The 20,995-nt window shown below is 63.3% G+C and carries 19 protein-coding genes, 1 tRNA gene and 1 pseudogene; 13 read left to right on the top strand and 8 right to left on the bottom strand.

The features are described 5' to 3' along the window. The first annotated feature begins 75 nt into the window (after nt 1-75). The 3 genes from NO978_RS01945 to NO978_RS01935 all read left to right on the top strand — a co-directional run bounded on the left by NO978_RS01945 (nt 76) and on the right by NO978_RS01935 (nt 7,907). On the top strand, nt 76-834 hold the full coding sequence (locus NO978_RS01945) for a VOC family protein (protein WP_257297825.1): 759 nt from the start codon (nt 76-78) through the stop codon (nt 832-834). Between the two features lie 326 nt (nt 835-1,160). Next, on the top strand, nt 1,161-5,099 hold the full coding sequence (locus NO978_RS01940) for a surface glycoprotein (protein WP_257297824.1): 3,939 nt from the start codon (nt 1,161-1,163) through the stop codon (nt 5,097-5,099). 27 nt (nt 5,100-5,126) lie between these two features. Then, nucleotides 5,127-7,907, top strand: coding sequence for a BGTF surface domain-containing protein (locus NO978_RS01935; protein WP_257297823.1), 2,781 nt, complete (start codon nt 5,127-5,129; stop codon nt 7,905-7,907). Between the two features lie 140 nt (nt 7,908-8,047). Here NO978_RS01935 and dph5 read toward each other — a convergent pair whose 3' ends face one another. Further along, a complete protein-coding gene (dph5, locus tag NO978_RS01930) occupies nt 8,048-8,845 on the bottom strand; it encodes a diphthine synthase (RefSeq protein WP_257297822.1) in 798 nt (265 codons plus the stop codon). A gap of 94 nt (nt 8,846-8,939) precedes the next feature. Between dph5 and NO978_RS01925 the strand changes: the two genes are divergently transcribed. Together NO978_RS01925 and NO978_RS01920 are read left to right on the top strand one after the other, a co-directional pair. After that, a complete protein-coding gene (locus tag NO978_RS01925; RefSeq protein WP_257297821.1) occupies nt 8,940-9,923 on the top strand; it encodes a class I SAM-dependent methyltransferase family protein in 984 nt (327 codons plus the stop codon). 62 nt (nt 9,924-9,985) lie between these two features. Continuing rightward, a tRNA-Thr gene (locus NO978_RS01920) sits at nt 9,986-10,060 on the top strand. Between the two features lie 221 nt (nt 10,061-10,281). Here NO978_RS01920 and NO978_RS01915 read toward each other — a convergent pair. The 4 genes and pseudogenes from NO978_RS01915 to udk form a co-directional block, all read right to left on the bottom strand. Continuing rightward, nucleotides 10,282-10,481, bottom strand: a pseudogene (locus NO978_RS01915) (IS1595 family transposase); the annotation flags it as partial. Between the two features lie 7 nt (nt 10,482-10,488). After that, on the bottom strand, nt 10,489-12,615 hold the full coding sequence (locus NO978_RS01910) for a PAS domain S-box protein (RefSeq protein WP_257297820.1): 2,127 nt from the start codon (nt 12,613-12,615) through the stop codon (nt 10,489-10,491). Between the two features lie 249 nt (nt 12,616-12,864). Next, nucleotides 12,865-13,146: a hypothetical protein gene (locus tag NO978_RS01905; RefSeq protein WP_257297819.1), complete on the bottom strand. Its 282-nt coding sequence runs from the start codon at nt 13,144-13,146 to the stop codon at nt 12,865-12,867. Between the two features lie 48 nt (nt 13,147-13,194). Next, nucleotides 13,195-13,914 carry a uridine kinase gene (gene udk, locus NO978_RS01900; protein WP_257297818.1) on the bottom strand — a complete coding sequence of 240 codons (720 nt, stop codon included), beginning with the start codon at nt 13,912-13,914 and terminating at the stop codon, nt 13,195-13,197. Between the two features lie 85 nt (nt 13,915-13,999). Here udk and NO978_RS01895 point away from each other — a divergent pair, with 85 nt between their 5' ends. The 6 genes from NO978_RS01895 (at nt 14,000) to NO978_RS01870 (ending at nt 18,921) form a co-directional block, all read left to right on the top strand. After that, a complete protein-coding gene (locus NO978_RS01895; RefSeq protein ID WP_257297817.1) occupies nt 14,000-14,599 on the top strand; it encodes a DUF6663 family protein in 600 nt (199 codons plus the stop codon). A gap of 262 nt (nt 14,600-14,861) precedes the next feature. After that, nucleotides 14,862-15,953, top strand: coding sequence for a fe2+ transport protein (locus tag NO978_RS01890; RefSeq protein ID WP_257297816.1), 1,092 nt, complete (start codon nt 14,862-14,864; stop codon nt 15,951-15,953). Between the two features lie 37 nt (nt 15,954-15,990). Then, nucleotides 15,991-16,974, top strand: a complete 984-nt coding sequence (locus tag NO978_RS01885) for a PGF-CTERM sorting domain-containing protein (RefSeq protein ID WP_257297815.1) — start codon at nt 15,991-15,993, stop codon at nt 16,972-16,974. Between the two features lie 57 nt (nt 16,975-17,031). Beyond that, a complete protein-coding gene (locus NO978_RS01880) occupies nt 17,032-17,247 on the top strand; it encodes a hypothetical protein (RefSeq protein ID WP_257297814.1) in 216 nt (71 codons plus the stop codon). Between the two features lie 289 nt (nt 17,248-17,536). Then, nucleotides 17,537-18,217, top strand: coding sequence for a carbonic anhydrase (locus NO978_RS01875; RefSeq protein ID WP_257297813.1), 681 nt, complete (start codon nt 17,537-17,539; stop codon nt 18,215-18,217). Between the two features lie 284 nt (nt 18,218-18,501). After that, nucleotides 18,502-18,921, top strand: coding sequence for a type IV pilin N-terminal domain-containing protein (locus tag NO978_RS01870; RefSeq protein WP_257297812.1), 420 nt, complete (start codon nt 18,502-18,504; stop codon nt 18,919-18,921). Nucleotides 18,922-18,936: 15 nt separating this feature from the next. Here NO978_RS01870 and NO978_RS01865 read toward each other — a convergent pair whose 3' ends face one another. Further along, the gene (locus tag NO978_RS01865) at nt 18,937-19,242 is read right to left on the bottom strand and encodes a chorismate mutase (protein ID WP_257297811.1); all 306 of its coding nucleotides are present in this window, start codon (nt 19,240-19,242) and stop codon (nt 18,937-18,939) included. Then, nucleotides 19,200-20,051, bottom strand: coding sequence for a shikimate kinase (locus NO978_RS01860; protein WP_257297810.1), 852 nt, complete (start codon nt 20,049-20,051; stop codon nt 19,200-19,202). The genes NO978_RS01865 and NO978_RS01860 overlap by 43 nt, the downstream gene beginning before the upstream one ends. Before the next feature lie 134 nt (nt 20,052-20,185). Between NO978_RS01860 and NO978_RS01855 the strand changes: the two genes are divergently transcribed. Beyond that, nucleotides 20,186-20,605, top strand: a complete 420-nt coding sequence (locus NO978_RS01855; RefSeq protein ID WP_257297809.1) for a DUF5796 family protein — start codon at nt 20,186-20,188, stop codon at nt 20,603-20,605. Beyond that, on the top strand, nt 20,605-20,847 hold the full coding sequence (locus tag NO978_RS01850; RefSeq protein WP_257297808.1) for a hypothetical protein: 243 nt from the start codon (nt 20,605-20,607) through the stop codon (nt 20,845-20,847). The genes NO978_RS01855 and NO978_RS01850 overlap by 1 nt, the downstream gene beginning before the upstream one ends. On the opposite strand, the gene NO978_RS01845 is transcribed toward NO978_RS01850, so the two are convergent. Then, complete coding sequence (locus NO978_RS01845; protein WP_256301167.1) at nt 20,848-20,982, bottom strand: hypothetical protein; 135 nt, start codon at nt 20,980-20,982, stop codon at nt 20,848-20,850. Nucleotides 20,983-20,995: the final 13 nt, after the last annotated feature.

Genomic DNA, 20,995 nt, shown 5'->3' with positions numbered 1-20,995 from the left:
GGGTGACGAAAAGTGAGCCGGGACTGGTGTTCCGCATCCGCTACTGGTTTCAACAGGCTGGCCGTACGTTCTCGTATGCAGGCAACGCTCGGCCACACCATGATGCGCGTCGAGGACCTCGACGCCAGTCTCGACTGGTACACCACACATCTCGACTACGAGGAGAAGGGCCGCTGGGAGGCAGACACGTTCACCAACGTCTTCCTCGGCCCCGAGGACGTCCACGCGGAGGGCGCGTTGCTCGAACTCACCTACAACCACGACGACCGCACGTACGACCACGGCGACGCCTGGGGACACATCGCGGTGCGGGTCGAGGATGTCTACGACGCCTACGCGGGGCTCATGGACGAGGGCGTCGAGGACTACCGTGACCCCGACTCCTGTGGCGGCTCCTACGCCTTCGTCCGCGACCCCGACGGCCACGAGGTCGAACTCGTCGAGCGCGACCACGGTGCGAAGTACAGCCTCGACCACACGATGCTGCGAGTGGAAGACGCCGACGCCGCAATCGGCTGGTTCACCCGCAAGCTCGAGTACGAGCTGTTCCGCCGCGAGGAGTTCGACGACTTCGCGCTCTACTTCCTGAAGCCCGAGGACGCCGCCAACGAGGCGATGAGCGTCGAGCTCACCTACAACTACGACGGCCGGAGCTACGACGTGGGCGACGCCTGGGGACACGTCGCCGTGCGCTGTGACGACCTCCACGAGACGTGGAACACGCTCGTGGCACGCGGCGCCGAGGACTACCGCGACCCCGAGTCCTGCAACGACCGCTACGCGTTCACCAAGACGCTCGACGGGCAGGAAGTCGAGATCGTCACGCGGGACTGAGCCGGGCCAAGCAGAAGTACCACACTCGTTGCGGAGAAAGCCAGGGACTCCACCGGACCCCCGAGGACTATCGTTGATTTAAATAATTTGTCCGCACACTTTGGGTCGTATACATACCGTTTGGCTCCGAAAAACAACCGATAGCACGTGTGTGCGTCCCGTTAACAAACAGGCCCACCACCACAAAGCATTTATAACAACGGTTCCTGCTTCTTCGATGTACCCCTACCCATGGTGACAGTAGCAAGTAGCCCCTTGTTCGGCCCGCATCCCACAGACGGACACGGGGAGAAAAGTGCTGCACCGACCGACAGAAACGACAAAACATGACATCAACACAAACGAAAGACAAGGTACGCAGCCTGTTCCTGGCTGCGCTCATGGTCACCTCTATCGCAGGAGGAGCCGTGGCGTTTACCGGGACAGTTGCTGCGACTGCAAACGCATCTGCGTCTGCAAATCCGGCTACGGTTGATTCTGGATCAACCCACACCGTGAGTGCAGATGCTGAAGGAGACAGCAGCTTAACTAGTATAGTTGTGGATTATAGTGTAGGTTCGCCTACATCTGACATAAGTAATGTCGGCCAAGGTGACGTGACTGTAATCGTCAACGGTAATGACGTCACTAACACCGTCACCGATGTCTCCAGTTCCAACAACGGTGAAACACTGACTATCACCCTCGACGGTACTACATCCGTCAGTGCTGGAGACACAGTCACTGTGGAGTACTCGGACGTCCAAAACCCGAGTACCGCTGGCAGTGCCCCCGTTGACATTACGATTAACGGTGAGCCCGCCGCAACGGCACAGGTGACCTACGATTCCACCGGTGCCTTCGACACGACTCAGAACGCAAACACCACTCGTGGTCTGACGGTTGAAGCTGCGAACGTGAGTGACACGAGTGCTACAGACAACGTATCCTACGTTGACGTGAACCTCGCCTTCGGCAGCCAAAGCACCGGCATCACTGCCGACGACGTCGAGCACGTCAACGTTGAACTGTACAACAGTGAAGGTCAGCTGATTGCCGAGAATCGGACCGTTCCGTACGACAGCCTCAACACGCGAGTGAGTTTCGACGGAACCGCTGCGAACACCTCTGACTCCGTAGAGAGAGTGTACGTTAGCGCACGACTCTCCGACTCGGCTTCCGACGGTGACACCATCGACGCCGGTGTCGAAGCGGTCGACGACTTCGATGGTTCGCTCCTCGTCGGTTCCAGCTACTACGACACGCAAGGTACGCAGATTCTCAAGTTCGATGAGGCGAACAACCGTGCACCCGGCGTGATTTCGGCCTACGTGAACTCCTTCACGCAAGGCGACGTCGAGAGCGCACAGGTGTTCATCATCAACACCAACACGGGGAACATCGTCAACCCTGACAACCCCCTGACTACGAACACGGACGGTAACACCCTGCCCCTTGGCGTGCCGTACGGTGACTACCGTGCACAGGCCCAGAAGGGCGGCTTCACCACCGAAACGTCTGCGGCTGCCTCGCTGACTCCAGCTGACGACAACCGTCAGCTCGACGTGACGCTGCAGGCGACCGCAGAGCCCAAACGCGTCGTTCTCGAGCCTGTCGATACGACTTCGGGTCCCGCCGATGACAGTACGCTCGTCGAATACCGTGCAACTGTGTACGGCCAGATCGGCGAGGAGACCGACGTGCGCCTCGAGGGTATCGATGTCACTCTCTCCGACAACGGTGACCTCATTACCCTCGGAGACGAGGACCAGTCTGTCACTGCTGGCGCCATCACGAACACGACAAACGCCAACGGTGAAACGTACTTCACCGCACGGTCAGGTGTCGTTCAGTCCGCAACGCTCAACGCAACTGTCACCAACTCCACCACGACGATATTTGACACCGCGCCGGTGCGCTTCGGCGTGCTGTCCGGTGAGGGTCAGTTCGTTGGCCAGGTGTTCGACGGCGACACCACAAGTGGTCTCGACGATGCAACTGTGTGGACGGTCACGTCGGCACAGTACCGGTCCAACACTATCTGGACTACGGTCGACGTCACTGACTTCGGTGCGAGCGCGGGAGACACGCTGTACTACCGCGTCATCGATCAGGACACCGGTGAAGTGATGGACAACGACGAGTACGAGGTTGAGGTTGGCCCCGACTTCGGTGAAGATGGTGGCCTTGAAACTCAGGTCCGGCTTGCGTCGGAAGTTGGAATCGCCGACCCCCTTGCGGGAATAGGTGAGCTTGAGGAAGATGACTCCTCCGGGCCTGGGATGTGGAACCAAGATGAACAGGTTGGTCTGGTCGACTCCCTGAACACGACCAACAACGATGTTGGTCAGGGCTTCTTCGCCACGGACCGTAACGACGACAGTCAGTCCGCGTTCCTCATCACGCCGCTCGAGGCGGGGAACTACACGGTCCAGGTTTCGACCAAGCAGACGAACGCAAGCCGCGAGGCTTCGATCGGTACTACACCGGACGATCCGTTCCAGAACGTCTCGGCGACCGACGTGGTCATCCAGACGTCCGAGAACCTGACCTCCGACCAGGCTGCAGCCGACAGCAGTGCTGACGGCCCGCAGCTGATCGATGAGACCAACGAGGACGGCGACTACCTGCTTGATCAGCTCTACACTGACGGGCAGGCAGGCGTCTACTACACGATCATCGCCGAGAAGACTGGCTACGATCGTGACTTCGCAGACGTTCTCGTCACCGAGAATGGCGCTACCTACGAGGACCAGAACGACGAAACCTTGGTGCTTGAGGAGCGTGATGTTGACCCGGTCGTCAACATCGACGCGATCGCGCTGCTCCCGTCGACGGACGCAGCGCCGTCGGACGCTGCAAACCCCGACGCATACGAAGAGTACGCGTACAACAACCAGTCTGATGGCTTCACGCAGGTTCTCCCCCGTGACGACTCCGCCGTCGAGGTTGACCTGCTCCAGACGACTGCCGAGAGCTCGGGCGACCCGATTAACGGCACCGTGACCGTGACGGTCCCCGACAATGAACTCGGCTCGACTGACGCCAACGAGGACAACTTCAACGGTGAGTGGACCAACGTTGCTGGCGGAACGATACTTAGCCAGGATTCGGTCAACAACACCATCACCGTTGCAACCGGTGATGACGGCCAGGCTATCCTCTGGCTTCAGTCTGACGTGTCCACGCAGGACCTCGGAGTCGTCACTCCGCCCGCAGGCACGCCTGCGGACGCAGTTACCGATGAAGGGTTCTTCTCGGGCGTCTACGCTCAGTCGACGACCGACGAGGGCGCAACGGACGCTACCGCAAAGGCCATTACCGGCATCACGCAGTTCGGTTCGCTCTCCGGTATCGTCACTGACGAGAGCAACAATCCGATTGCGGATGCCGGAGTCTGGGTGGAAGCGTTCCAGCTGAACGAAAACAGCGTCGAAGTTCGTATCGAGCGGCTCAACAACACGCACGCAACGGTCAGTATCTACGAGGACTCCTACAACGCCAGTCAGCCCGGCTTTGAACCGGCTGAGCTCGATAACAGCAACTTCCTGGTTACCAGTGAAGCAGTGGCGTTCGAGGACCTCGCAAACTACCGGTTCGAGGACTTCAACTCGACAGTGCGTCAGCAGTATGGTCTGGTCGCTCCGGACCCCGATTCCGGCTTCACGCTGTACACGAAATCCGACAACGACGCTGGCTTCCTTGGAAAGTACACGCTCCCGCGTGTGCCGGCCAAGGCATCCAACAACCAGTACAGCGTCCGCGCCGAGTCGCCGGTTCAGCAACTGCCCGGTCTCGGTGACGGTCAGACCAGAGCAAGTGTTACTGACGACGTGAACCTCGTCATCGTTGGTGCCACCCCGAGCGACTTCCAGGTGTCCAACCTCGGAGTCGACCCGGTCAACGCGACCAGCGGTGACACCGTGACTGTGACCGCCGACATCGAAAACGGTGGCTCCGTGGCGTCCACCGAGGATGCCACGATTGAGGTGCTGAACGGCAGTACCGTGGTGTCGACGCAGACCGTGACCACCGAGATCATCTCGGGCGGTGAGACGGTCACGATCAGCTCCGCCATCGACACGACCGGTCTCGATGCTGGTAGCTACACGGTTCAGGTGTCGTCCTCTGACGACACAGAAGCGACGACGCTGACGATCGAAAGCAGTGGCGATGAGACGACGACCATCCAGGACGTCCTCAGCGTCATCGACGAGTACAACAACGGCAACGCCACGATCCAGGACATCCTGGCCGTGATCGATGCCTACAACGCAGACAACTAACGAGATAGCGAACACAATCAACGACCTATGACAGACACAACGAAACAAGTCTGGGCAATCGGCCTGGCAGCACTGATGGTGCTGTCGGTCTTTGCGGCCGTTCCCGTATCTGCGTCCGCAACGCCGTCGCAAGCGGCTCTGACCGCTTCCGGCCCCGATTCGCCCGTCGACCAAGGGGGACAGTTCCAGATTGAATATACGCTCACCAATGATGGTGACGAAGACGCCGGCTCCGCAGCAATCGCTCTCGACACCCCCTCGGGTGTTGAGGCAGCGAGCGCAAGTGGAGACGGCCAGCTCTCCAATGGGGTAGTCATCTACCTCAGCGGAGTCGACCAGGGTTCGTCCGTCACGACGACGGTCACCTTCAACGTCGCTAGTGATGCCTCGACCGGTGACCTGGCGGTTACCGCAGACGGCGCCATGGGCGAGAGTGAATCAACCGTCGACACGTCCGTGACCGTCCAGTCGGCTGACGACGGTCAGGATGGCGACGACGGCGACGACGGCCAGGACTACACGCCTGAGATCGACGAGGGCGACCGTCTCTGGTCCGGCCAGGTCGCATACGAGACTGACTCCTTCGCCGCAGGCGAGAATGTCGAGCTCGAGCAGCAGGTTGAGGACGGCTGGACGTTCGAGACGGCTGTCAACAACGACGACGGTGTCGTCACTGTTGATACGTCCGGGCTCAGCACGGACACGTACCGCCTAACGAACAATGACGGCTCCACCACCGTGGAGTTCGACGTCACGTCCCAGCGGTTCTCCGTTGAGGACGTCTCGCCGGTGAACGTCACGAACGAGGCGCCCGACTCCACGACGGAGATCGAACTCGACTCGAACCGCAACGGCTACACTCTCTACATAGTCAACGACAAGCTCACCCCGAGTGAGACCGAGACGGTCTTCGGTGTGAGCGGCGACTACATCGACTGGAACGAGGACGGTGACAGCAACGACGAGGCTGACGCACTGCTTGTCACTAGCACTACGTACGGCATCGATTCGGTCCTGACCGCCGACTTCGACAGTGTCGACGACCAAGATACCGGTGCCTACGAGACGAACTTCGTCGTCGCAGACACTGGTAACGCAGCGAGCGCGACGGTGAACGTCGACCAGGCGCAGTCCGGGTCGGCCGACTTCGCCGCTTCTAACTCGCTGTACCAAGACGAACTCGGTGATCTCGCGCTGGTCACCGTGACGATGGACAACACGAAGACCGCCGCAGTTCAGATCGGTAACGCTGACGAAGGCTACACGGCCAACCTGACCGTTACCGACGAGAACAAGGACGGGTCGGTTGCGTTCATCGTCAACACTGCGTCGATGACGGACGACAACGCGCAGAACACGTTCCTGGCAGTTGGGGACGACAGCGTCACGCCGGTCGATGAGAGCTACTTCGGTAGCAACGAACTCATCGCAACTGGCGGCTACCAGCTTGAGATTGCAGCTGGCTCGGACACGACGGCTGACGCGCAGAACGTCGGCACGTTCGACATCCGACCGCGCAGCACGACTTCGCTGAACACCTGGACTATCCCGGGTAACGCCAATCTCGACGTCAACAATGACGGCGACGTTGACGGCGAAGACGTTACTGCAGGCATCAATGCAAGTGTCATCACCGAAAGCGATGACATTGCCAGTGGTGACTACCTGGTCCACGAGCTCGAAGCCAGCGGTCTCTCCGGCTTCGGTAACGTTCTCGCAGTCGCGAACAGCGACTCGGGCCTCGCCGGAGACGTCTCGCTGACGGTCACGGAGGCAGACCCCGCTCGGAACTTCGCTCCGCGCACGGTCAGCCTCAGCAGCGAGAACACGGACGTCATCGCGCCGTTCGGTGCAGACACCTACTACCTGGTGTCCGACACTGACGACCTGACTGCTGAGCGTGACGGTCGAACGTTCGACAGTCTCGTCGGTCACGGCGACTACGTCGCAAACCTCACGGTCGCTAAGGGTCCGCTCGCGGGCTCCCAGCAGACCGTGACGACGGAGTTCCAGGTAATCGAACGCAGCACCAGCATCGACGTTAACGACGAGGACATGGTTGTCGTCGAGTCTGACTCGGCCCAGACCATCTCCGGTGAGTCGACGCTGGCACCCGGTACGAAGATTAACTTCCGCCTGCCCGGCACGGACGCCGACTCCGGCGTTTCCTTCCTCGAGCAGGGTAGCGCGACAGTTCAGCCCGACGGCACGTGGTCTTTCGAGGCAAACTTCAGCGATGTCTCCGTCAACAGCACGTTCAGTGTGAACGCACGTGTCGCTGGGTCCACGGTCGCAACGGCTGACGGTATGGTCACTGAGGCCGCCGCACCGGCTTCGTTCGAGGTCTCCGACCTCAGCGCACCCGGTACGGTCACCGTCGGTGACGAAGTGACCGCCACGGCCACCGTCGCGAACAACGGTGGCACCGAGGGCACGACGACTGTCGAATTCACGTTCGGCGGTGACGTCGTCGACTCTCGGGAAGTCACGCTCGCACCCGGCGAGTCCAAGACCGTCGAGTTCAGCATCGCGGCTGACGTCGACGCGGGTACCTACACGCACGGTATCTCCGCGGGCGACTCCAGCCGGACGGCTGAGATAACGGTCGAGGCAGAGAGCACGCCGACGCCGACCGAGACGGCAACGCCGACGCCGACCGAGACGGCAACGCCGACTCCGACGGCGACGCAGACGGACACGCCGACCGACACTGAAAGCGATGATGGCGGTCAGCCCGGCTTCGGCATCGGTGTCGCACTCGTCGCTCTGATGGGCGCAGCGCTCCTCGCGCTCCGCCGTCAGAACTAGATAGCTAACTAACCGGACTTCGTCCGGTCCTTCGCGGTACTTCGTTTTCTTTCGGACGCTACATCCACCAGCGCCAGCAATGTCGATTCTCGCGACTGTCGGCACTCGTCACGTCGGTCAATCCGGAGAACGAATCCGTTTCAGTACTCGACGAGTTCCCTGGGTGCTCCAGCGAGTTCGCGAAGAGCGTCAGCCTCGATCGGGTGTAACTCTCCGGGGACGAGTAGCAGGTGCAGCGGGTCGCCGAACTCACGATCTGCGAGTGCACTGAGGCTGTCGGCCGTGACGAGTGGGTCGGGGCTGCCCGCACGGGCCACGACGACGCCGAGCGTGTCCGGCAGGTGTTCGGCCAGCTGACGGGCCGCGTGGTCGGCGGTCATGTACTCCTCGTGCGTGGGGTCGTCGCCGTCGGGGCCGCGGCCGACCTTGATGTCGAGGTAGACGACGGTGTGGAGGCCGCGCTCGCGGTTGTCCGCGATGGTGTCGAGGACGCTCTGGGGAACGCCGTCCCCGCCGTGAGCGTACTCGAAGGGGAGCGTAGTGGCCTTGCCGAACCGGTAGTTCTGGAGCCCAGTGAGGGAGCTGGTCGCGGTCTGTGCGGTCGTTCCGTGGATGACCCGGGTGTCGATTCCGTGCTCGTCAGCGCGGAGGCGGAGGTCGACGTGGGTCGTAGAGATCATCGTGTCGCCGGGAGTGAGGAAAGCGACGTCCTGGTCTTCGGCGGCGTCGAGGATCTCCCCTGGGTGCTGTTCGACGCCGGCCCGGTCGCGAACCTCGATATCGATGTCGTGGTACGCAGCGACGTCCTCGATGTCCGCGCCGACGAGCTTGCTCGTGTACAGTTCCGCGTAGGCGGCGTCAGCTGCCCGGAGCGCCTCCTGGCCCTCGACGGTGATGGACCGTTCGTCGTACAGGCCGAGACCGATGAAGGTGAGCATACCGGTGTTCGGGCGGCCGGACCGATAAGTTGGCCGTGTTCGGCTCACCCACCGAAAGCGAAGGCGTTAGGGCCGCCGCGAGGTAGGTTCGACCATGGACGTTCCCTGCGTTCGCGTCGAGCAGTCCGAGGGCGAGACGACGCGAAAGCGGCTCGCCGACGCGGAACTGCTCGACGACGAGTACGCGATTACCGGGGACGAGGGCTGGCTCTACCTCCCGGTGACCGACGCCGACGCGGTTCCCGGAGAATTCACCGTCGTCACATACGACGCGCCGACGCGGCGCACACCGACGACGCCGGCGGACATCCTCGGCGAGGACCTCAGCTACGAGCGGCTCGGCGACGTCGCCATCGTCGACGAGGACGAGCCGGCACGGGCCCGTGAAATCGCCCGGGCTATCGTCGATTCCGACCTCCCGGTCGAGACGGTCGTCGACCGCGCTTCGAAGATTCAGGGCGAGCTCCGCGTACGCGACTGGACGGTGCTCGTCGGGGAGGAGACGGAGACCGTGCACCGCGAGTACGGCCACGAGTTCGCGCTGGATCTCGACACCGTCTACTTCTCGCCACGGCTCGCGACCGAACGCCATCGCGTCGTCGAACAGGTCCAGCCGGGCGAGCACGTCTTCGACATGTTCGCCGGTGTCGGGCCGTTCGCGATTCCGGCCGCGGCGCGCGGGGGCGAGGTCGTCGCGGTGGACCTGAACGAAGCCGCCGTCGAGTATCTCCGCGAGAACGCGCGTCGGAACGACACGACGGCCCAGCTGACCGCCGTCCAGGGTGACGTCCGTGACGTTGGCGAGAGATACCACGACTGGGCCGACCGCGTCGTGATGAACCTCCCCCACAGCGCGGAGGAGTTCCTCGACACTGCGGTCGCCGTCGCCGGCGACGACTGCGTGCTCCACTACTACGACATCCAGCACGAGGACGACCGATTCGGCCCGGGCGAGCGCGCGATCCGTGCGGCCGCAGAACCCGCGTACGATGTCACGGTCGAGGAGCGGCGAACCGTCCGCTCGTACGCCCCTCACGAGTACAACGTCTGCCTGGACGTTCGCCTGACGAGAGCGTGACTCCCGGGGCGATTCGCAACCCTTATTGTACTCATCGGACAACGGGAGAGTGCGCACGGAGCGCCGGTGTAGCTCAGACTGGCTAGAGCGATTCCTTCGTAAGGAATAGGTCGAGGGTTCAAATCCCTCCACCGGCTTCTACCATTTTGCGTATAATCTCGTTGGTTATATCCGGGCATCGGGAGGGATCCCGCTATCGTATCCCATAGGCTGCTTGATAGCCTTGAACGATGTAGTCGCTGTAGAGATCAGCCAGTCCGTGAGGAGAACATATAATTTTTGATAACATGGGGCCTTCTGCTGGTATACGCACTACACCTTTGGCGTCCGCCCAGTGAGTGCGGCCGCACTCGGGCTACCCGCCGTGGGAGAGACTTGATCGCGGTGGGTCTTGGCCTTTGAAACTCGAACGCACCTGCTGTGTTTTATCGACCCGCGTCGGGCCATCGACTCTCTGGGGGCGTATAACTCAGATGGATGATAGAAAGTGGTTTCGATCTCTCTGAGCTGGTCCTGAAACGTCGTGTAGCACGGTGCGAGAAGAGTGGCGATCTGAGTAAATTCCTCATGACTCGGGAAAGTGAATCCGTACATCGTTCCCGTCGATTGTGACTCGGCCACCGGAGTACCAGACGTGCCAGTAGACATACCAGATTCCCAGCCCTTGTGGGTGCCGTATCTGATTGAGGTCTATTTCGCCCGCCAGCACTTCCTGTTCGATGCTGGAAAGACCACCGTCGACAGTTGTTATCTCGAGAGTTATTGACTCGTCCTGTGTGACAGTAACTTTCGCCGTCGGATTGGAGATTGTGGTATCCCTGAATACGACGCGAAGCAGTTCGCCAAGTGCCTCGTGAAGCGACGGAAGGCTGGCGACTGTGACCGATTCTGGCGAATCAACTGGCAGGTTGGCCTCCGGATACTCGTCTCCCACGTCTGAAACGGCTTTCTCGATCTGTCCGGCGAGATTGACTCTCTTGGGTGTCGGGTCAGCCTCTATCACGTCGTGGATGTTCCGTGCCATCTCGGCAGACCCGTCGAGGTCAGTCGCTGCCATCAGAATCCTGTTTCCGTAGGACTGTAACTGGTCGTCGTCGGCCTCTTCAATAACCGACGCGTGGCCCTGGATGATGGTCAGCTTATTCCGGATGTTGTGGCGGAGAAACCTGTTCGTCACGTCGAGTTGTTGCTCCCGCTCTGAGAGGCGAGTGATATCCCGTCCTTCGGCGATTAACAGCTCTATGTTACCGCTGTCGTCGACGACTGGCCGGACAGAGAAGTCGATAACTGCCTCTCTATCGGCACCCTGGACGGAGATCTGTTCCCGGAACAGCTCTTCGCGTCGGGCCGTCTCGACGGCCTCTCTTGCTGTTCGTTTGGCCGTCTCGTTTGATTGGAACCAGTATGCGTCCCAGATCTTCTGTCCGACGAGTGTCTCGCGACTGCGCCCGGCGAATTCGATTGCTGTCTGGTTTATCTCAAGCAGTGTTCCGTCGGGCGACATAATTCCGGTGAACTGGTAGGTGTTGTTGAAGACTGCTTCGAAGCGGCGTTCCCGCTCCTTTCTGTTGGAGATATTCCGCCCCACGCCGGTCACACCGCGCAGACTACCATCAGCATCTTCCAGCGGAGCACCAGTGAACTCGAAGGGGACACGTTCACCGTCGCTGGTTTCGAAGGCTGATTCGACTGTCACCGACCGACGATCCTCAATAATCGACTGGAAACTGGTTGCGATCTTTTCGACTTCGTCTGCCGGGACGAAATCGGTCACGATCATCTCCTCTATCTCGTCTGCGTCGTAGCCCGTTTCTGCCTCGAGTTGGTCGTTCCACCGGAGCAGGGTGCTGTGGGTATCGAACGTGTACAGCACGTCCGGGATTGCATCGAAGATGCTCTGGACCATTTGCTGTTGTTCGCCCAGACGGCGCTGTCGGAGACGCTGTTCGGTCACCTCGCGAGACGCCCCTGCAATTCTCCTTACATTTCCATCCGCGTCGAAAATCGGCTCGGCCTGAATCGAGACTCGCCGTTGAGATTCTTCGGTCGAATCGACCCGAAGTTCGATTTCGACTGACTCTCCGGCTCTGAGACGGTTGACTGCCTTCTCGGCACGTGGGCGGTCTTCGGGGTGAACAGCCTCCAGAAACGCCCGTGGGTCGTCTCGCAGTTTTGCTTCCGGTTGCCCCCAGACTCTGGAGTACGCCGAGTTGACGAACAGTACTTCATCCCAATCCGCGGAAATGAGCCAGAGAACGTCGTCTGTCGCCTCCGTGAGTTCGCGGACTTTCGCCTCCGAATCGCCGGGTGTCTCACTTGCCACTGCGAGGAGTCGACTGGCAACTGTCTCTGTCTGGTCCGTGTCGGGATCGTTTCTGATATATTCTGAGACACCCGTCGAGATTGCGTCGCTTGCAATCTGCTCACTTCCGCTGTGTGTATACAGTACGAACGGCAGGTCGGTATCGAAATCTCTGATGTGACTGAGGAAAGCTACCCCGTCTTCGTCTGGCAACTGATAGGTCGACAGAACACAGTCGAAGGCATCGGTTGTCAGACGGTCGAGTGCCTCGCTGACGCTATGGGCAGTCTGAACCACCAGCGCGTCCGCAGCACTGGATAATTCGTCGCTGTCGAGAGCGACCATAGAGTCTGCATCGTAGACAAACAGTGTGCGGACCCTCTCCTCCATACGCTTTTCTCTGGCTGTAATCAGTAGTGTTCTTTGGAATGTTCAGTCTCCGGATAGCGACGAAGAGAAAGCCAACGACGAGCAACACACCCGAAGAAAGCGTTCTCGTAGTGACACGGACGGGTCGCCGTGTTGCCGTTCCGAAACGTGACCGGACCGGCTTCGAATCTAAGAATATCCCCGTCGATTTCGTAGCACATCGACCCTGCTCCGACTACTGAATCCGCGAAACAGCCGACAGAGTGGCGGTTACGTGTTCGTGACGTACCGGTACGCGTTCACGACGAGGACGATCACACCGGTGAGGAGGGTCAGCGCGACGACTGCCAGGATGATGCCGAACAGGACGTTACTGAAGCGGCCCTGGATCTGGACGATGAGGTCGTTCGCGAGGTCGAGGACGAGGAGCGAGAGGATGAGGAACAACTGGATGAATGCGAAGGGCTTGAGCCAGGCGTTCTGCTTGAGGAACCCCCCCTCGACGCGGGCCGGGCTTTGGAGGTCGCCGTCGGAGCCGTTTTTGGCGCTCATGTGGACGCATCTCGAACGGAGAGTGATAAAAATTGCCTGTTGTCCCGGTCAGTTCGGGGAGGGGGAGTCCGCCTCGGGGTCGGAGGGCTCGACGGTGGTCCGGTCGGATTCCTCGACGGCTTCCCACGCGCGGGCGGTCTCCCCGTCGGGCCCACCCTCGGTCTCGGCTTCGACCTTCTCGGCGAGGAGGTCGACGGCCATCCGGTTGGCGCCCTCGGGGATGATGACGTCGGCGTTCTTCTTCGTGGGGTCGACGAACTGCTCGTGCATCGGCTTGACGGTGGAGAGGTACTGGTCGATGACGCCGGCGAGTTCGCGCCCCCGTTCGAGCACGTCGCGGCGGATGCGGCGGAGGATGCGGACGTCGGCGTCGGTCTCGACGAACACGCGGAGGTCACACATATCGAGGATGTCGTCGTCGTAGAGGGCGAAGATTCCTTCGACGACGATGACGTCCGAGGGGGAGACAGTGACGGTCTCGTCGGTTCGGTTGTGTATCTCGAAGTCGTACTGGGGCATCTCGATGGGCTGGCCCATCAGCAGCGAGTCGAGCTGGTCGACGAGCAGCTCCCACTCGAACGCGTCGGGGTGGTCGTAGTTGACCTCCTCGCGCTCTTCGAGTGGCATGTGCGAGAGGTCCTCGTAGTAGTTGTCGAGGGGGATGCGTGTCACGGCCTCGCCAACTGTGTCTGCGACCTCGCGGGCGACGGTCGTCTTCCCCGCCCCCGTTCCGCCCGCGATACCGATTACGAACGTCGGGATAGTCATCGTGGGTACAAGGCGGTGGAAGCGGTTTGAATCTACGGATTCCCGTTCCGGGTGCGTTAACTGGCGTCGGTCCCTCGGCACGACCATGCGAACCACGAGCGGGCGGTTCCGTGCGCTGGCGAGCCCCCGGAGCGACGAGGAGTGGGTGTTCGTCTCGCTACCGGAGCCCGACGAGGACCCGGACGCCCACGAGTACGAGCCGACCTTTGTCGCCGACTCGGACGCCCTCGGGGACGTGGTGCCGGGCGCACTGGTGTCGGCGACGCTGGACTGGGAGGCGTCGCCGCCGACGGTCTCGGAGCTGGCCGTCGAGCGCGCGACGCGATATCGTTTCGTGCCGGAGACGACGAATCTCTTCGAGGCAGCGCAGGACGCCTGGGCGGAGGCTGTGACCAGTGGATCCGGGATGAACTCGACGGTGCTGCGCGACACCGACGGCGAGGAAACGGGCGTCTGTTACGTGTTCGGGGACAGCAGCGGCGAGCTGTTCGCCGGGTTCGAGCGTGGTACCCGGCCCATCGAGCCGCTGGTGCTACGGGTGAACCGTTCGCGGGACGACGACGGTGTGGCGCGCTCTGTGTTCGTGCTCGACCCCGTCGGCGACCCGTTCGTCGCCGTCGCAGTTGCGTTCGACCGGGAGGGACTGCTCGCACGGACGATGCGCGACACGTACCTCGACGACTGACCGGACGTCGGCCCCAGTTCTCGTACGGGAGCTGCTGTATACGCCCGTCGGGGTACATGACGTATATCTCCTCGACGCCGTCGCTGCCGTCGCGGCCCACCTGAGGCCCCGGACGCAGCTGCACCCCGGGGACACGCCGCCGCTGGTGGCGCTGATTGTGGGCTACACGGCTCTCTCCCTGTGGATTCTCGCCCGACCAGTCGGCGGGTGATTCGACGGGCGAACCAGAACGGTTTTTTACAGGTTCTCGCTAGGGGATTACATGCAACGCCGCCAACTCCTCCGGACGCTGCCCGGCCTGGCCCTCGCCGGCGCAGCGGGATGTCTCGGCGACGGTGGTAGCGAGGGCGACGGTACCGGAACGCCGACGCCGACGCCGACCGCGACCCCGACAGAGACAGCCGTGACAGACGGGCCCGACGGCGTCTACGTCCAGTCCTACCTCGAAGGGATGGCGATGCCGGAGTCCGGCATGTCGATGGGTGGCGACTACTCGTTCGGCCTGATGCTCGCGGTGCCCCACAACTTCTGGACGGTCACCGGCAGCGACCTCTCCAGACACCAGCGGGAGGACAGTCAGTCGGTCCACCTGATGGTCCAGGTCTGGGACGAGGAGACGGGCGTGGTCCTGCCAGAATCCGGCGTCAGCGTCGAGATACTGCAGGACGGCGAGACCGTCAGCGAGGAGGTCATCTACCCGATGCTCTCCCAGCGTATGGGCTTTCACTACGGCGGGAACTTCACGCTCGCCGGCGACGGGAGCTACACCGCCCGTGTCTCCGCCAGCCCGCTGAGCGCCGAGCCGATGGGGTCGTTCGCCGGCCGGTTCGACGAGCCGACGACCGTCGACCTCGGATTCGAGTTCAACCAGGCCGTCCGTGACCAGCTCACCATCGAGGAGCTCGACCAGGCCGGCGACCCCGGTGCGATTCGTCCGATGGACATGGGCATGATGCCCACCGGCGTCGCCACGTCCCCCGGAGAGCTGCCGGGCGAGACCGTCGGCACCCAGAGCGTCGACGAGGCGGAGTTCGTCCTCAAAGCCGCCGAGAACGAGCTCGCTGGCGACGCAGGCGCCTACCTCTACGTCTCGGCCCGGACGCCGCACAACGACCTCGTGCTGCCGATGATGTCGATGGACGCGACGGTCACACGCGGCGGCGAGGACGTTTACGACGGCCAGCTGTCCCGTGCCATCCACCCTGACATCCAGTATCACTACGGGACGCGAGTCGACAGCCTCGAGTCGGGAGACGAGGTCGAGATCACCGTCGTCACGCCGCCACAGGTCGGCCGCCACGAGGGCTACGAGACCGCCTTCCTGCGGATGGACGGGGCGAGCTTTACCGCGTAGCGACAGTTCTTTCCCGGCGGCTTCCCCACGGAACGACATGCGCAGACCGCTTGCCCTCCTGCTCGCGTTCGCGATGGTGTCGACGCTGGTGGCGACGCCCGTCGCGGCTCACGGGAGCCACGTCAGAGCGGACCCGCAGGTCTCCGACGATGGGACCATCGTGGTGGAGTCGATGTTCTCGGTGAACGGTGGCTACCTCGTCGTCCATCAGGACCAGGGTGACCAGCCGGGCCGGCCCGTGGGTGTCGTCGACATCGACAGCGGCGCTCGCTCGAAATTCGAGATACAGATCGACCAGCAGTACTGGGACGAACACGAGGGGAATCGCACCTACTGGATCGTCCTGCACCGTGACAAGAACCCCGACGACGGCGGATTCGACCCGATGGTCGACAGCTCCGTCACCGGACTCCACGGGAGCTACGTCGCCGCCCGAATCCCCGTCGGGAAGAGCGCCGACGGTCCGGCCCGAGTGCTGGCCGCGGAGTACAACGGCCAGCGCGCCGACTCCCCCTCGGTGACGCTCTCCCGCGTCCAGCTGAACCAGCCCGGCTACGTGGTGCTCCAGCGGGTCCAGGCCGGTGCGCCGACCGAGGTGGTCGGGACCCGCAGTCTCGACGCTGGCAGCTACGACAATCTCTCCGTCGACATCGACGATTCGCTGTTCGAGTCGATGAGCGTTGACGGCACGCAGTCGCTCGCTGCGACGCTCCACACGTCCGACAGCGACGGCTCCTTCGACGCCGAGGGCGACGGGGTCGTCGCCCCGGACGGACAGCCCGTACGGACGTTCTTCTCGTTCTCGAAGGTAGAGAACGCGTCGGCGACCACGCAACCGCTCATCAACACGCCGGAAGGGACCCAGCAGGGGACGACTGCCGAGACGGCGGGTGCGGGCGAGACGGCAGCCGAGACGACCGAGAGCGGTGAATCGACCGGGTCGACCCCCGGCTTCGGGGTGGTCGCCGCGCTCGTCGGGACGTTGCTCGGAGCGTTCGTCGTTCGCCGTCGCCGCCGCTGACGGTCGCCGTCGCGGCGAGCACCCACCTATTTGGTCGCGGTCACCCAACGACGCGACGTGTCGAAGGGACCGGGACTGACCGCGTTGCGCGCGGCGCTGAGGGACTGGCGGCGGAACGTCGTCGCACTCGTTCTCGTCGTGGCTCCGCTCGCGCTCGCGCTCGTCGCCGGGTCGCGGGTCGCGCTGTACGGTGCCGCACTCGCCGCGTTCGTGGTCTGGATGGCCTGGTTCGTGCTGACCGCGGTCGACTGGCTGGAGCGGGCGGACTTCTGAGCGCCCCACGGAGGCGTCGCAGCAGCGGTCGTGTCGAGGCCTCAGCGGTGGAGATGGACAAACACGGTGGACAGCGCCCCGGCGTGCTCGGGCGGGGTGTGATCGATGCGCGTGCGACTCGCGAACCTCCGGAGGGTCGGCCGCGTCACCCCATAGTTCAGCGGTAAGCTTTGGCCTTCGAATCTACCCGGGATCGGCCAGTATCGCCCGTATTCCGCCGGATGCGCCGTTCTCCAGAGCACCTGGCGAGACCGAATGATTCTACTCGGTGCCAGCCGCGCTACGCATCATGAGGGAGACGATCACAGACCTTCTGGCAGGGAACGCCGAACACGCCAGGGAGTTCGTGGACCGGTTCGACGACGTACAGGACGCACAGCACCCGGAAGCCGTGACGGTCTGTTGTTCGGACTCCCGAGTCCTTCAGGACCACGTCTGGGGCAACGACCGGCCGGGACGGCTGTTCACCTGCGGGAACATCGGCAACCGGGTCGTCCAGGAGAGCGACGCGGGACCGGTCGTGTCGGGGGACGTGCTCTACCCGCTGGCGCATACGGGGACCGAGGTCGCGCTGGTCGTCGGCCACACCGGCTGTGGGGCGGTGACGGCGACCTACGACGCCCTGACGGAGGGCATCGACGAACCGGCGGGCATCGAGCACTCGGTGTCGTTGCTCAGTGACTTCCTTGAACCCGGCGTCGAGATGCTCCCGGCCGACCTCGACCGTTCCACGGCGGTGAACCACCTCGTGGAGTACAACGTCGACCGGCAGGTCGAGTTCCTGCTCGAGAGCGAGGACGTCTCCGACGGGGTGACAGTCGTCGGCGTCGTCTACGACTTCCAGGACAGCTACACTGAGCGCCGTGGTGAGGTCCACGTCGTCAACGTGGACGGCGACCGCGACGTGGCGTCACTCCGGGAAGAGAACCCGGAAGTGGCGGACCGCATCCGGCGACGCTGGACGTACTGACTCGCGTGCGGGCGACACAGGCACTGGAGCGTCTCCCCTCCCACCGCTTACTCGGGCGCGCGAGCCGCGACTCCCTCGGTGATATACACGTAAAGCGGGACGACGGCGGCGAGGACCGCCTCGTCAGATTCGTATTCCGGCCGCCGCGACTCGTCTCCGCTGCCGCCGCCACGGCGGTTGTGTGCGGGGACGCAGGGTCCGGTGGAGTAGCCCGCTGATCGGTTCGCGGTCGACAGCCAGCTCGAAACCAAATCTTTATTTCACGTGCCAGAGGCCCGTTTCATATGGCAGATGTCGTTCAATCGATACGAGAGCTACCCACCTGGGTAAAACTACTCGTCGCACTCGCCGTCGGGATGTTCGTCCTCATCCCGCTCCTGGTCGTCCTCGCCGCCGTCGTGGGGGCGTTCGTTCTGAACGTCGGAAGCAGCGCCGACATGGCCGAGGCCCCACAGGTCGAGTTCGCGACGAGCTACGACGAGGCCGCCGGCGAACTCACCATCACGCACGAGGTCGGTGACTCGTTCGAAGGCGGCGACGTCGCGGTTGAAGTCGACGGCGAGACGCAGCCCTGGCCCGGTTCCGGCACGGTCACACAGGGAGACAGCGTGACAGTATCAAACGTCCAGGCCGGTGACACCGTCAGGGTTCTCTGGACGGGCTCCGATGGCGCATCAATGGTTCTGCTCCGCTACGAGGTCTGAGTCGCCGCTGACAGGCTACCGGGACTCTCGCTGTTCGACCTTGTTCAGCTCGATGAGCAGCCGGAAGATGGCCTTGACGAGGTTGGCGTCGACCTCGAAGCGTTCGGCGTTCGCGCCGGCGCGGTCCATCACCGCCTGCTCCTGCTGTTCGTCGGTGGTCGGCAGGTTCTGGTCGGCCTTGACCTCCGCGATGGTGTCTGCGACGTACGTCCGTCTCGCGATGAGTTCGACGAGGTCGCGGTCTATCTCCTCGATCTCCGCGCGGAGTTCGTCGAGGGTCATCTCGTCCGGCAGCCGGTCTGTCGTGTCGTCGTGTGCCATGTAGTTCCCTCTCTCTCGGTCCAGTGTCCTGCGAGCGATTCGAGTGCGTCCTGACTCCCGACGGCGACGTAGCTGGGGCCGGTCCCCGAGAGCGAGACGCCGTCGACGGCGGGCATCCCCTCGAGCAGCGGTTCGGTGGGGAAGCCGAGCGCGCCACAGAAGGCGAAGCCGTTGACCGTCATCGCCTCGCCGTAGCGGCCGTCGAGCGCGAGGTCCGTGACGAGGTCCGCGAGCGGTGCGACCCGTTTGCAGCGCTCGACGTCTGCGTCCGCGCTGAATGCCTGCGCGTCGGGCCACCAGACGAGCACGTCCCAGTCGACGACCTCGTGGCTGAGGAGCTCGTCGCGCTGGTTGTCGGTGACGGTGACGCCACCGAGCATGCTCGCGCTGGCGTCGTCGAACGCGCCGGTGACGGTGACACCGGCGTCGCGGGCGGCCCGCACGCCGAGGCGGCAGGCGTCGAGTGGGTCGGGGTCGACGCCGAGCGCGTCGGCCGTCGCCAGCACGGTCGCGTTCGCTGCCGCGCTCGAGCTCTTGAGGCCGGCGGCCATCGGGACCTCGCTCTCGGTGTGGACCGTCGCGCCCTCGCCGTCGCCCCACTCCGCGACCGCGAGTTCGGCGCAGCGCTCGACGAGTGTGGTGTCGGCAGCTGGCGCGTCCGCCACTTCACCGCTGTACGCACCGGTCGCGTCGAGGTCGACCGTCGCCGTCGTCTTCAGGTCGATGGCGAAGGCCGAGCCTCGACCGGTCGCGAGCGCGTTGCACACCGTCCCCGCGGCGGGGGCGACGGCGCGGCCGTGGCCGTCCATGTGCGACCGGATGACGAGGGGGAACTTGGGGGTTGTGGTGCCACCCAAACCTGCCACTCCGGCAGGGGTTCATCCGAGCGACGGTCGCTCACTGCATCGCGTCGCTTTTGCCCACCGGCGAACAAGTCGGGAGCATGAGCAACCGGAGCGACATCGCGCCGAGCACGCTCGGCGTCGAACTGCAGGACGGCGGCGTCGTCGTCGAGTACACCGACGGGCGGGAGACGTTCTACAACGGCGTCCCCCAGCGGAAGGAGGACTCGGTGCGCTGTCCGCCGGGCAAGCACGTCCAGATTCTCGTCACCGACCCCACGGAGACCGAGGGCGTCATGCTGTACGTCAACGACCGCAAGACGCACGACGACATCCTCGACTCCACCGGTGTCGGCCGGGTCATCCTCGACCCAGACGAGGAAGAGGAGGTGTTCCCGGGCGTCACGGTGCGCACCGAGGGCTACGCCGTCGTCGTTGAGGCCGACCCGGAGACCGCCCGCGGCCGCGTCTTCGTCTTCGCCGAGGACGAGATGAGCGAGCACTCCTACGAGGTCGTCTGATGCCACTGCAGCGCCGCTGGGAAGCGTTCGAGCGGTCGACCGTCGCCGGCGCGCCCGACAGGCTGGGAGTGTACGAACTCGGGGACGCGGACGGCACCGTCGTCGAGGTTGGGCACGGCGTCCTGCGCGACGAGCTGAAGGACGCGCTGGCGTACCGCGACGCCGCGAAGGTGCGCTGGACCACCGCCCAGACGCGCGAGCAGGCGGCCGACCTCGCGGCCGAGCAGGAGGCGAAGCTGTAGCTACTGGATGTACGACGGGTCCTCGCCGTCACAGTCTGCCTCGTGCATTCTGGCGTCGTCCCGGTCGTCGAACAGCAGCCCGCAGTCTTCGCACTCGTACCAGGTCTCGCCGTCTCGCTGTGTCGTGGCGACCATGGTCGAGACAACG

This window comes from Haloarchaeobius sp. FL176, from assembly GCF_024609245.1.
Classification (GTDB): domain Archaea; phylum Halobacteriota; class Halobacteria; order Halobacteriales; family Natrialbaceae; genus Haloarchaeobius.
Note: the sequence above shows the minus strand (reverse complement) of the source record. Positions and strands in the feature narration are given on the sequence as shown.